Raw genomic sequence first — 12,584 nt, 5'->3', positions numbered from 1 at the left:
CCGGCCCGCCCGGACCAGTTCCACCATCTGCTCCCGGAATTCCGCGGAATACCGGGCTTGCGACTTGGCCATCGTGGACTCCTTTCAAGCCAAAGGGTCAGGTGTCCACGAAAGCGGGTCAACTCCACCCCTCCAATCGTGGGACCGGCAAGCAAGTTACTTCGCACGGTAACCGACCGAAATTCGGTCCCCTTCCGCCTTGCACACCCACCGACAGCAGCAACCGCCGGGGCTACCCCTGCCGGTTGCGTAGCAGCACCAGCGGGCGCTCCGCCCGGAGACCGCGCGTGGCCGCCAGGCCGGCCGCGGTGATGCCCAGCGCCCCGCCACCCATGCCGAGCACCAGCAGCCAGGGGTTGAAGGTATAGGGCAGCTCCAGGACCTGCGTGCTCACGGCCCAGCCGATGAGCCCGGCCCCGCCGGCGGCGAGCAGCCCGGCGAGGACCCCGATCGCGGCGAACTCGGCGGCGAGGATGGCCCGCAGCCGGCGGCTGCTCGCGCCCAGGGTGCGCAGCAGGGCGATCTCCACCCGCCGCTCGTCGCGGCTGGCCTGGATCGCCGCCACCAGCACGATGATCCCGGCGAGCAGGGAGAAGGCGAACACGTACTCCACCGCCCGCGCGCCCTGGGCGATGGTGCTGCGCACTCGGTCGAGGATGGAGCCCACGTCGAGGACGGTAATGCCCGGATTAGCGCGCACCAGGCGGGCGATGGCGCCCGCGCTGTCCGGTGGCGCCCAGTAGCTGGTGATCCAGGTGGCGGGGGCGCCCTCCAGGGCGGCGGGGGTGGCGATGACAAAGAAATTGACCTTGAAGCTTTCCCAGTCCACGCGGCGCAGGTTGGTCACCTTGCCGGTGACCCGCTCCCCGGCCACGCGGAAGGTCAAGCGGTCCCCCAGGGCGATGCCGAGGTCCTCGGCGATGCCCGTCTCCACCGAGAGCTGGCTGCTCGAGGCGGCCTCTTGGGGGCTCCACCATTCGCCGGCCGCCACCTCGTAGTCCGGGCGCGGCGTCTCGGCCCAGGACAGGTTGAACTCCCGCTCCGCCAGCCGCCGGGCCCGGCCGGCCTCGAAGTCCCCGGGCGACACGGACTCGCCGTTGACGGCCACCAGCCGGCCGCGGGACATGGGGTAGAAGCCCTCGGGCCGGATCCCGGCCTCCCGCAGCCGCTTCCGCACCTCCCCCACCTGGTCCGGCTGGATGTTAATCATGAACTGGTTCGGCGCCTTGGGCGGGATGTCCCGCTCCCAGGCGCGCAGCACGTCCACCCGCACCACGGCGAGCAGGAGCAGGGCCAGCAGGCCCAGGCCGAAGCCCGCCAGCTGCACCGTGCTCGCCCCGCGCCGGCGCGCCAGGTTGGCCAGGCCGAACCGCCAGCCGCCCACCGCCCGGCCGCGAAACCGGCCCACCACCCGCAACAGCAGCCAGGCCGCGCCGCCCAGGGCCCCCAGCAGGCCGAGGATGCCGGCCAGCACCCAGCCCGCCAGGGCGGCATCCCCCGCCTGGTAGAAGATCAGCCCGCCCACCGCGGCCACGGCCAGCAGGGCGGCGGCGATGGCGGAGGGCTCGGGCGCGGCGGCCTCCCGGCGCAGGACGCGCAATACCGGCACCCGACGGATGCGCAGGGCCGGCACCAGGCCGAAGCCCACCAGGGTCACCACCCCGGCGGCGAGCCCGGTGAAGGCCGGCACCAGGGAAGGGGGCGGGAGGCGGTCGCCGAACCAGGCGCCCACCAGGGCCACCAGGCCGTTCTGGGCCAGCCAGCCCACCCCTACCCCGATACCGCTCGCCAGCAGGCCCACCACCAGCAGCCGCAGGAGCAGGGAGCCCTCCACCAGCCGCAGGGGGGCGCCGAAGCAGCGCATCAGGGCGGCGCTGTCCGCCTCGCGGGCGCTGAAGGCGTGCACCGCCACGGCCACCGCCGCCCCCGCCAGCATCACCGCCATCACGGCGGCCAGCCCCAGGAAGCTTTCGGCCCGATCCAGGGCGACTCGCATCTCGGGACGGGCCGACTCCACGCCCTGCAGCTCGACGCCCTTCCGGTCACGGCCCTCGGCCCATTGGCGGAAGGCGGCCACGGCCTCGGGCGGCCCCGCCACCAGCAGATGGTGAGCCACCCGGCTGGCCGGAGTGACCAGCCCCGTATCCGGCAGATCGGCGCGGTTGAGCATCACCCGGGGCGCCAGCTGGAACAAGGAGCCGCCGCGGTCCGGCTCGTAGGCCAGGGAGGCGGCCACCTTCAGCTCGGTCTGGCCCAGGGGCATGCGATCACCCACTTCCACGCCGAGCCTGGCGAACAAGCGGGGATCCAACCAGAGGGATCCACGCTCCGGGATGGAGGCGGTGGGCGTGCCCTGCCCATAGGGCACCTCGCTCAAGCGCGCCGCCCCGCGCAGGGGATAGCCCGGGCCCACCGCCTTCACGGCCACCAGCTCGGTGCGCTCGCCGGCCACCACCACGCTCGGGAAGGTCAGGTAGCCGGCGGTGCGCAGGCCCAGGTCCGCGGCCTTGTCCCGCCAGTTGGCCCCGAGCGGGGCATCGGCCTCCACCACCAGGTCGGCGCCGAGGAGGTCGGTGGCCCGCTGCGCCAGGGCCCGATCCACCCGGTCGGTGAAGAAGCCCACCGCCGACAGGGCGCCCACCGCCACGACCAGGGCGGCGGCGAGCACCCGCATCTCGCGGCTGCGCAGGTCGCGCGGGAGGGCCCGCAGGGCGAAGCGCAGGGCCCGGATCACGCCCCGGGCTCCAGGGTGCCGTCCACCATGCGCAGGCGGCGGTCACAGCGCCCCGCCACCGCCTCGTCGTGGGTGACCAGCACCAGGGTGGTGCCGCGCTCGGCGCGCAGCGCGAACAGCTGCTCGATCACCTCCGACCCGGTGCGCCCGTCCAGGTTGCCGGTGGGCTCGTCGGCGAACAGCAGGTCCGGGTCGGGCGCGAAGGCCCGCGCCAGGGCCACCCGCTGCTGCTCCCCGCCGGACAGCTGCCCGGGCAAGTGGCCGACGCGCTCCCCCAGGCCCACCCGCGCCAGGGCGCCCAGCGCGGTTTCCCGCACCCGCTCCCGCCCGGCCAGCTCCAGGGGCAGCATGACGTTCTCCAGGGCGGTCAGACCGGGCACCAGCTGGAAGGACTGGAACACGAACCCCACCCGTCCCGCCCGCAGGGCGGCCCGGCCGTCCTCGCCCAGGGCGCCCAGCCAGCTCCCGAACATCCGCACGTCACCGCTGGTGGGGGCGTCGAGGCCGGCGAGCAGCCCCAGCAGAGTGGACTTGCCGGCCCCGGAGGGCCCGAGCACCGCCACCGCCTCGCCGGGGGCGACCGCCAGCTCGATTCCGTCCAGAATGGTGAGCCACCCGGCGGGGCCGCTCACCCGGCTGCCCAGCCCGGTGGCCCAGAGAATCGGATCGGAGGAATGCTGCATGCGCTGGCTCCTGAGCTGGATCCTGGTATCCGGAATCGGTCTGCTTGGGATCATACCCGGCGCCTCCGCCGCCCCGCCCGCCATCCTGGTGGTCGGCGACAGCATCAGCACGGGCTACGGCGTGGCCGTGGAGGAGGGATGGGTGGCCAAGCTGCGCACGAGACTCGAGTCCCGCGGCTATCCCCACCGGGTGGTGAACGCCAGCGTCAGCGGCGACACCACCAGTGGTGGCCTCGCCCGCCTGCCCGATGCCCTGGCCGCGCACGAGCCGGCGGTGGTGATCATCGAGCTGGGCGGCAACGACGGCCTGCGGGGCCAACCGCTCTCCGCCATGGCGGACAACCTCACCGCCATGGTGGAGCGCGCCCGCGCCGCCGGGGCCCGGGTCCTTCTGCTCGGCCTGCGTCTGCCGCCCAACTACGGGCCGGCCTACACCGAGCGGTTCGCCGACGTCTACCGGAAGGTGGCCGAACGCACCGGGGTGGAGCTCGTCCCGCAAATACTGGACGGGGTCGGTGAGCGCCGCGACCGCATGCAGGAAGACGGCATCCACCCCAACGCCGCCGGCCATTCCCGCATCCTGGACAACGTCTGGCCCCACCTGCGCTCGCTGCTGGAGGGGGCGGGGGCCGCTGGCAGGCGGCCGCCTTCCCCGGCACCGGCCGAAGGTGAGCCATGACCCGCAAGCCCCCTCCGGAAAATTGGACAAAGCAATGTAGCCCCCGTGCCCAAGGACAAGATTCGGGACCATGCGGGCCAGCTCGTGGCTGACCGCTCCGCCTGATCGCAGAACCGGCCAACCAGCCTCCGACGTACGGATCAGGAAGGCCCTGCATCGAAGCACACCCGAAACTAGGGCGAGCCCGGTTCCCGGGCTCTCCGCCTCTTTCCGCTTGTCGAATTGTTTAGGGCCCTCATGAACAACCGGAAACCCGTCCTCCCCGGCGGCCTTCCCCGCGGAGTGGCCCTTAACCATATCCCGCGAGCGTGTGCGGCGCCGGGAAATAGGCCAGTTGCCCGTTCAGCCAGGAACCCGACCCTTGAAAGCATCCCTTCCCCGGCATATTGGCTTCATCCCCGACGGAAATCGCCGGTGGGCCCTGCTCCGGGGCATGGCCAAGGAAGAGGGCTATGCCTACGGCATCGAGCCCGGTCTGGAGCTGTTCGAGCTTTGCCGCCAGCAGGGCGTCGAAGAGATCTCCATTTACGGGTTCACTCAGGACAATACCCGACGTCCCAGCGCGCAGAAGACGCACTTCAGCGCCGCCTGCGTCGACTACGCCTACGAGGTGGCCCACCGGGGGGCTGCCGTACTGGTGGTTGGCGACGAGCAGGCCGCCCCGTTTCCCCGGGATCTGCGCGAGTTCCGGACCCGTCAGGGCACGGGAATCAAGGTCAACCTGCTGGCCAATTACGGCTGGGAGTGGGACCTCCGCGGCCTGTGTGATTCCGGGCAGCTGCGCTCCAACCCCGTCTCACGCCTGGACTTGATCGTCCGTTGGGGGGGTGGGCGGCGATTGAGCGGGTTCCTGCCGGTGCAGTCCGTTTACGCCGATTTCTATGTAGTGGAGGACCTCTGGCCCGACTTTCATCCCTCCCACTTTCAGGAAGCCCTCAACTGGTTTCGCCAGCAGGACCGCAGCCTGGGCGGATAGGCCAACCTTCAGCTTCCATGCCAGCGAAACAAAGAAAAGGACACCCAAAGAAAAGGACACCCACTTTCTGTTTCGAAGTGGGTGTCCTTTAGGGTTACTTCCTGGCCTTGTCGAACTTGGCCTGGATATCGGCCGCAATCACATCCCCTGCCTTCTCCCGCCAATCCACCCCGGCCAAAAAATCCGTCCAATCGTCCCCCGGCCCGAAACCGGCTTCCCGGGCTTCTTCCCAGGCGGACGCGCACAACTTATCTATCAAATAGTCACTGGCGTCGGCTCCCAGGCCATTTTCAATCACCTCCCGAAGCTCGGCGCGGGACCGAATGATGCCGTTCATGACCTTTCCCCCGTGGAGACCAATTATTCGGCTACCGCCGGCTCACGAAAGGCGTCGGTGGAAACCCGGAAACGGTCGGCCAAGGCCCGCACCTGGCGCCAATCAAATGTAGGGTATACCCGCCCGCTTCCACCTTTGGCAGGGCCGGTGTTATTTTTCCAGAAATCCCGATGCCGTCCTTCCCATCCTGGGTCACAAACCATGACCGAAAACGCCCTCGAACGCATTACCACCGACCCCGAAGTGTGCGGGGGACGCCCCTGCATTCGGGGGCTCCGCATTCGAGTAACCGACATCCTTGAATTACTGGCGAGCGGGGCAAGCCAGGATGAAATCCTGGAGGACTATCCTTACCTTCAGGCAGAGGATATCCAAGCGGCGTTGACCTACGCTGCACGCCAATCCGACCACACCGTCATTGATGTGGCGTAACGGTGCGCTTCCTTGTTGATGCGCAGCTCCCCCCAGCCCTGGCAAGGTGGCTATCCGAACAGGGGCACCAAGCGGAGCACGTGGTCGACCTGGGATTGGAGGCTTCGCCGGACCGGGAGATATGGAGAGTCGCCCACCAAACGGGAGCTGTTGTAATCTCCAAGGATGAGGACTTTGTGACCTTGGTGACACTGCAACCCGAGCACGCCCAAGTAGTTTGGGTCCGACTGGGTAACACCACCAAACGGGGCCTGCTGAACTGGTTTGCCCCACTACTTCCCCAAGTTGTGCACGCCCTGGAGCGCGGGGAGCGGCTCGTAGAGGTCAAAGCCAAAGGGGAATGAACCCCTATTAGCTTCTAATCCGGGACCTTGGCTCCCAGCCTTCTATTCATCCGCTATGCCGCATCCCGGAACACCCCCTCCGCCACCCGAACCCCGCGCAAATAGGCCAGCTGGCGCTGGGCCCGGGCCTCCGTGAGCGAAGCGGGCGCGCCAACCGCCGAACCGAAGACCTGCAACAACCGGCCCGCCTCCTGCACGAGGCCCTCGGCGTCCAGACCAAGCCGCGCCAGGATCTTTGGCCGATCCGGCGGAATCCGCCCCTTCTTGGCCGGATGCACCGCCCGGCCCAGCCAGTCCACCAGCTCCAGGTAATCATCGAAGGCGTAGGGAATGGCCCACTCGGTCCGTCCCGTGCCGTCGAAGGGCATCAGCGGCGCCTTGGGCAAGGCCTCGACGCCATCCGGATCGGTGCCAGCCTCACCAGCCCTTGCCGCCTCGTCCCCCGCCTCCGGCGGGCGCCCCAGCCGCTTCTGGATGGACGTGAATTCCGATTCTTCCGGCGTCTCGGCCATCCCCGCCCCCCCTCCTCCCGGTACCGCTGCACCAGCAAAGGGCCCGAGAATAACGCGGTCCAGCGCGCCAGCACCTCGTCCGTGGACCAGGAATCCGCCCGCTCCGCGTCGACCCGCACCACCACATGAAAGTGGTTGCTCATGACCGCGTAGCCCGCCACATCCACGGCAAACACCGAGGCGAGCCGCTGAAGCCGGTCCGCGATCCAGCCGCGGCGGTGCTCGTAACTCGCACCGGTAAGCGGATCCTCCCCACATAGGAAGGCCCGCCGCACACAACGAGAGACGCAGTGGTACCAGGGGTTTTCGGAAACAGAGACTTGGGCGGAGCGGGGCTGGGTCATGGAGGAAACCTCCTTAATAAGAACATATTGAGAACTTACCAAGGAGGTCAGGCGGAGGCAAACGAGGTAAACGAGGTAAACGAGGTGGGTGTCCTGTAGGTGCGGGCACAACGGGGCAAACGAAGTGGGTGTCCTTTAGGCTCTCGCGTCCACCCGCCGGCCGGCGCCTGACACGACCCGCCCGGCCGGTTATCCTGAGCGCCATACTCACCGATTCGGAAGCCTGGAGGCGCCGTGGCCGAGATTATCAACCCCTACGCCGATGAGAAACCGGAATCCAAGCACATCACGCTGCGGGCGCGCAGCGGGCAGGAGATCTCTTCGGACGTGACTCTGCAGGACCGCCGGGGTCGGCAGAGTGCGGCGGAGTACGTGTTCCACCTCTACTCCACCATCAAGGAGAAGATGGACGAGCCGGTGCTGGATGCCAAGACGCCGCCGCCGGACGACCAGGGCGCCATGGAGCGTATGATCCTCTACGTTGCAGGCGCCCACGACAGCATGTTCGGCACTTTCAACGCCCACCCGGAGATGCCTGAGGAGGAGCGCGACGAGTTCGTGGAGATCTTCCTGCTCGCCTGTGCCACGGTCATCGAGGGTCAGCGGCTGCTCATCGATCTCCAGCGCGGGGTTATCAGCGCCGAGGCCGCCTGAACGGAAGTCCGAGGAACGAGGAAAAGGACACCCACTTTCAACGAAGCGGGTGTCCTTTAGGTTTTGACGTTCGAGGCGGGAAGTGGGCGTCCCTTACCTCGGCGCGTGGGGCAGGCCTCCTCGCTAAGAACATACTGAGAACTTACCAAGGAGGCCAGGTGGGGGCAAAAGAGATGGGTGTCCTTAAGGTAGGTATGGCGAGGTGGAGGCAAACGGGGTGGGTGTCCTTTAGGTTCCGGACGGCACCTTGGTCGAGAGCTGGGCGTCCATGAAGAGCTTCCAACCCGTGGATGCCGACGACGAGGACGACAGTGGCTCCGGGGGCAGCGGCCGCAATGCCGCACGCAACCTCCGGGGCGAGCGCCGCACCAACGCTACCCATCGCTCCACCACGGACCCGGGCGCCAAGCTCTACAAGAAGGCCCCCGGGCAGGCCGCCCGGCTGGCCTACCTCGGCCACATCGCCATCGAGAACCGCCATGGCCTGGTAGTGGCCACCGAACTCACCGAGGCCAATGGCACCGCCGAGCGCGAGGCTGCTCTTGCCATGCTGGAGCGCATCCCCGGCCGCCACCGCATTACCGTGGCGGCGAACAAGGGCTACGACACCCGGGGTTTCGTTGAGAACCTACGTCGCGAATTCAACGCCACGCCGCATATCGCGCAGAACAACACCAACCGGCGTACGGCCATTGCCGCCCGGACCACCCGCCACCCCGGCTACGCCGCCAGCCAGAAGGTGCGCAAGCGCGTGGAGGAGCCCTTCGGCTGGAGCAAAGCCGCCGGCCTGCTTCGGCGTCCCATGCTGCGAGGCGCCGAGGCCTTGGCCGGTTGGTTCAACCTCCACGCGGTGGCCTACAACCTGATCCGACTGCGCAAGCTCCTGGCGCCGGACCCGGCCTGAGGCCTTGCCGGGGGCCCGTGTGTCGGGCTCCCGGGCCAGCCCCCGGAAACGGGGCTGGAAAGCCCGGTTTCCGGGGTTCAAAAGAAGGATTCGAGTCCCCTTTGTCCGTTTTTTCGGCCTTCAAAGGGGAAATGGGGCCGATGGAGGCCCGTTTTTCAGCGTCCTGCTAGCTGAATCTTTCCGTTTTTAACCTAAGGTACTAAAATACCTCCTTTTACCAAAAACAGGGGAAACAATGTCTAAAGTTTTTCTCTCTTACTGCCATAAAGACGAACAGCATAAGGAAGACTTGTTAAAATTTTTAAATCCTTTAATTAATGAAACCCATATCGAAATATGGAACGACGAACAACTAGACCCCGGAGATGATTGGCATAAGGAAATTCAAGAAAAATTAAAAGAGTATGACAAAGTAGTTGCAATAATAACACCGAATTTTCTTGCGTCGTATTATATTAATGAGTATGAGGTAGGTCCCGCAATAGAAAATGACACCCACCGGGTAATTCCACTTATTGTTGAGACATGCTCTTGGCAAAGAACTCGTTTAAAACAATATAATGCTTTACCCAAAAACGGTAACGCAGTACAAGAATGGTCAAATAAGAATAGGGCTTGGACAGAAATAGCCGAATCTCTGGCAGATGGACTTGATTCAATTGAGGAAAAGGAAAAAGTTTTAGTAAAACAAGCCGCTCAAGATGGCCAAGAGAAAAAGCTTGAGTTAAACGAGGCCACCAAGAAGTGGCTTGAAGAGCTAGACCTTCCTTTTAATCATCCCAACGCTACCGTTCTAACCCTTTCGGATATATTTATCCCTCCTCATGTTCGTTCAATAACAGAAGATGCTTCTGATTTAAATAATATTATAGAAGCCTTTTCTGAAGATTTGCCAAAACAAAAAATAATTTATGGGGAGGAGCAATCCGGAAAAACGACTCTTGCAAAGAAAATATTTAGCGAAAAACTGGAAAAGGGGCGAATTCCTATTTATTTAAACGGAACAGACATAAGAAATAAAAATATAAATACTTGGTTGGATAAGGCTTTACAAAGTGAGTATTATAATTCGGACTATAACGTGGAAAATATGAATGATATTTCTATTGTAATTGATGATTTCGGTAGTTGTGGACTAAATAGAGCAGCCCTTAATGCAATATTAAGTGATCTATATCACAACTTTGAAAGTGTAGATTTGATTTCCTCAGATCGTTTTAGGTACGTTTCTCTTGATTTAGAAGCTTCAGAATTTTTTAAAGAGTATGAAATACTCCCACTTGGTAAAAAGAAAAGGCAAGAGTTAGTTGAGGCTTGGATTTCTGCGGGCAAAAAAGACGAAATAATTGAAGAAGAGCTCTACGGGCGGGCTGACCAATTAATGGACCGTCTGGATTCTATTGTTCTAAGAAATGTAGTCCCCCCGTTACCTCCGTACATTTTAACTATATTGTCTTTAGCCTCGGTTAATAGTGGCAAAGAAATGGAGTTGACCGCTCATGGACATTGTTACCAATATTTAGTCTACCAGGCTCTTGAAAAAAGTAATATTTCTCCCAAAGAGTTAGATAAATATATGAACCTTTTAACCCAAATGTCCGGTTGGATTTATGGGAGGAATTCTTTAGATTCAAAAGGGGTAAAAGCTTTTTTTGATTGGTACAATCAGATTTATCTTCCCGTCGAAGATCAGAATCCCATCCAAATGTTAGAACAATGTCTTTTGTTAGAAGAAGGGCAAAATGGATGGCAATTTAAGCATCCCTATGTATATTATTTCTTTGCTGCAAGATGGATAGCCGAGAACTTATATTCTACTAGCTTTAAAGAAGAAACTATAAGCTATCTTTTGGAAAATCTTCATAAGCAAGAGTGCGCCAATATACTTATATTTGTAACTCATCACTCTAATTCCGTTGAGGTTCTTGAGGATATTGAATATACTCTAATGGGACAATTTGAAGAAGAGCCTGTTACATGGCTAGAAAGAAATGAGATTGACTTTATAGAAGAATTTATTAAAGAAATTCCTGAATTAGTTATGGAAAAAAGAGAGGTTAAAGAAGGGCGTCGGGTAAAAGCTGAGCAAGAAGAAAAAGCTGAAAATAAAGCTGAAGAACTCGAAGAGATTGTTGAAGAACTTAGCCCTAACGATTTGCTTGCTCAGGTGACAAAATTTTTAAAATCCATGGAATTGGTAGGTCAAGTAGTTAGAGGAAGAGCGGCTTCTTTGCCCAGAGATAGGCTTTTTGAATTAATTAAAGAATCTGAATTTACTGGATTAAGGTTTTTACATTACTTTCTTAGCATTTCAGAAATCGGGAAAGAAGAAGTACTTCGTAGCATTGAGGAGGTTTTAAGTGAAAATCCAAACTTGACAAATAAGGAGGTTGAGGTTGAAGCCAAGAACTCCTACTTACTTTTAACTTATGGGGTAATTTTCGGTATTATAAATAAAATTTCTTCTTCTGTTGGATGTACGGAAGCTGATGTTATATACGACGATATGGAAAATCAGTTTCCAAGACCTGCAATTCAGCTTATCCGGTTTGCAATGGAATTGCAGCATAAAAAGCGTTTAGATATTGAAAGGGTTAAGGACTTGTCGAAAGAATTTAAAGATAATATTGCCTGTTTTAAAATTCTTAAAGAGCTTGTTGTCCAGCACACATACATGTTCCCTGTTGAATATTATAAAAAGCAACAAATCGCCGATGCTTTGGATATTCCTTTAGAATACCAATACCGGAGCCAATTGGAGTCCGGTGGGCGGTAGAATTGGTATAAACTTAAAAATATTCCTTTAAAGGATTTTCCAGGTTGTCCGTTAGTTCTATCCGCCAAATAGAGAGAACGTTTGGAAAAATTGCTCCTCCACCCCGAAGAAGGCACCTTTTGTCTCATGGCGACCCCACACCCACTGATCCCCGCCACACCTGTAGGTGCCAGTTCTTAGGATACATAATGCTACTCCACACTTGGCACCACCAGCTGGTCCGGTACGCAAAAGGTGGGTTGGGGGCGGTTTTTTGGGGGGCAACCATGATAGTAGGTACACCAACGAGAAATGGTTCGGAGCGAAGGGACCATCTTCCGGTTTTCTAACCCCCGCACCGATAACCATTGGGTATTGGGATTTTCCGGCTCCCCCTAGCTAAACACGTCATAGCGGCCACACCCCCTGGTGAAAATCGGTCCGCTGGTGTCCCAATCCTTCACTTTGCCCAAATCGGTTACCGGGGCGTCGGTTACCCGAAGCGCTGCTCCCAACATAGCCATGGTTCGCTTTCAGCCGTCGCCGGGCCGCCTGGTTGGTAGCCGTCCCCTTATAGGCGCGGCCTCGAGAATATGCAGTCACCTCCGATTGGGCCCTTCCAACTTTGGACCTAGGCCACGTTATATCGACCACGTCTTAGATGCGGGGTTTGGAGTTGCCCCGTTTCAGTGGACAGGTAACAGTTTGGTTTACGCGGCATCCCGCCAGGCCGCTTCATAGGCCTTCGGGGCCTGCTGGCCGAGGGCGGAATGGCGGCGACTCGGGTTGTACCAGCCCTCGATGAATTCGAAGATCGCCCGCTTGGCCTCCGCATGGTTTCCGAAGCACTGGCGGTCGATCAATTCGCATTCGAGGGTAGCGAAAAAGCTCTCGGCCAGGGCGTTGTCGTAGCAATCACCGACTGAGCCCATGGATTGGGCCACGCCGGCCTCCTGGCAGCGCTGGCCGAACGCCAGCGACGTGTACTGGCAGCCCTGGTCCGAATGATGAATTACCGACTCCGGCTGGCGACTCTGAATCGCCATATCCAGGGCGTTTAGTACCAGCTCGGTGCGCATGTGGCCGGCCATCGACCAGCCGACCACCCCGCGGCTGAAGACATCGAGCACCACGGCCAGGTACAGAAAACCGGCGTCCGTGGGTACATAGGTGATGTCCGAGACCCAGAGCGTATCCGGTGCCTCGGCCTGGAAGTCCCGCTCCACCCGG

General features: G+C 60.7%; 11 protein-coding genes and 1 pseudogene. 7 read left to right on the top strand and 5 right to left on the bottom strand.

All coding sequences use genetic code 11. The annotated features are described in order from the left end of the window. Positions 1-232: 232 nt before the first annotated feature. Together AN478_RS13395 and AN478_RS13390 are read right to left on the bottom strand one after the other, a co-directional pair. The gene (locus AN478_RS13395) at positions 233-2,734 is read right to left on the bottom strand and encodes an ABC transporter permease (protein ID WP_054967137.1); all 2,502 of its coding nucleotides are present in this window, start codon (positions 2,732-2,734) and stop codon (positions 233-235) included. Next, positions 2,731-3,417 (bottom strand): ABC transporter ATP-binding protein, encoded by a 687-nt coding sequence (locus AN478_RS13390; RefSeq protein WP_054967136.1) that lies wholly within the window; start codon positions 3,415-3,417, stop codon positions 2,731-2,733. Before AN478_RS13390 ends, AN478_RS13395 begins: the two co-directional genes overlap by 4 nt. Between AN478_RS13390 and AN478_RS13385 the strand changes: the two genes are divergently transcribed. Both AN478_RS13385 and AN478_RS13380 read left to right on the top strand, forming a co-directional pair. Next, positions 3,416-4,096 (top strand): arylesterase, encoded by a 681-nt coding sequence (locus AN478_RS13385; protein ID WP_054967135.1) that lies wholly within the window; start codon positions 3,416-3,418, stop codon positions 4,094-4,096. The two genes, AN478_RS13390 and AN478_RS13385, sit on opposite strands and share 2 nt — an antisense overlap. Positions 4,097-4,457: 361 nt before the next feature. Continuing rightward, entirely contained in the window at positions 4,458-5,072 is a 615-nt protein-coding gene (locus AN478_RS13380) for an undecaprenyl diphosphate synthase family protein (protein WP_054967134.1), read from the top strand. A 94-nt stretch (positions 5,073-5,166) separates the two neighbouring features. Here AN478_RS13380 and AN478_RS13375 read toward each other — a convergent pair whose 3' ends face one another. After that, positions 5,167-5,409, bottom strand: coding sequence for a hypothetical protein (locus tag AN478_RS13375; protein ID WP_054967133.1), 243 nt, complete (start codon positions 5,407-5,409; stop codon positions 5,167-5,169). Positions 5,410-5,610: 201 nt separating this feature from the next. Between AN478_RS13375 and AN478_RS13370 the strand changes: the two genes are divergently transcribed. Then, entirely contained in the window at positions 5,611-5,841 is a 231-nt protein-coding gene (locus tag AN478_RS13370) for a DUF433 domain-containing protein (RefSeq protein WP_054967132.1), read from the top strand. 2 nt (positions 5,842-5,843) lie between these two features. After that, a complete protein-coding gene (locus AN478_RS14180) occupies positions 5,844-6,185 on the top strand; it encodes a DUF5615 family PIN-like protein (protein WP_074471482.1) in 342 nt (113 codons plus the stop codon). Between the two features lie 53 nt (positions 6,186-6,238). On the opposite strand, the pseudogene AN478_RS13785 reads toward AN478_RS14180, so the two are convergent. Then, a pseudogene (locus AN478_RS13785) lies at positions 6,239-7,041 on the bottom strand (hypothetical protein). A gap of 234 nt (positions 7,042-7,275) precedes the next feature. Here AN478_RS13785 and AN478_RS13360 point away from each other — a divergent pair. The 3 genes from AN478_RS13360 (at position 7,276) to AN478_RS13780 (ending at position 11,375) form a co-directional block, all read left to right on the top strand. Then, the gene (locus AN478_RS13360) at positions 7,276-7,695 is read left to right on the top strand and encodes a hypothetical protein (protein ID WP_054967130.1); all 420 of its coding nucleotides are present in this window, start codon (positions 7,276-7,278) and stop codon (positions 7,693-7,695) included. Between the two features lie 268 nt (positions 7,696-7,963). Continuing rightward, positions 7,964-8,599, top strand: coding sequence for a transposase (locus AN478_RS13355; protein ID WP_054967129.1), 636 nt, complete (start codon positions 7,964-7,966; stop codon positions 8,597-8,599). Between the two features lie 235 nt (positions 8,600-8,834). After that, entirely contained in the window at positions 8,835-11,375 is a 2,541-nt protein-coding gene (locus AN478_RS13780; protein WP_082433115.1) for a TIR domain-containing protein, read from the top strand. A gap of 689 nt (positions 11,376-12,064) precedes the next feature. Here AN478_RS13780 and AN478_RS13350 read toward each other — a convergent pair. Beyond that, positions 12,065-12,584: IS3 family transposase (locus tag AN478_RS13350; protein ID WP_156344079.1), on the bottom strand; the 520-nt coding region annotated here is incomplete at its 5' end.

The organism is Thiohalorhabdus denitrificans, assembly GCF_001399755.1.
In the GTDB taxonomy this organism is placed as follows: Bacteria; Pseudomonadota; Gammaproteobacteria; order Thiohalorhabdales; family Thiohalorhabdaceae; genus Thiohalorhabdus; species Thiohalorhabdus denitrificans.
The sequence above is the reverse complement of the archived record's forward strand: the minus strand, read 5'-3'. Positions and strand labels throughout refer to the sequence as shown.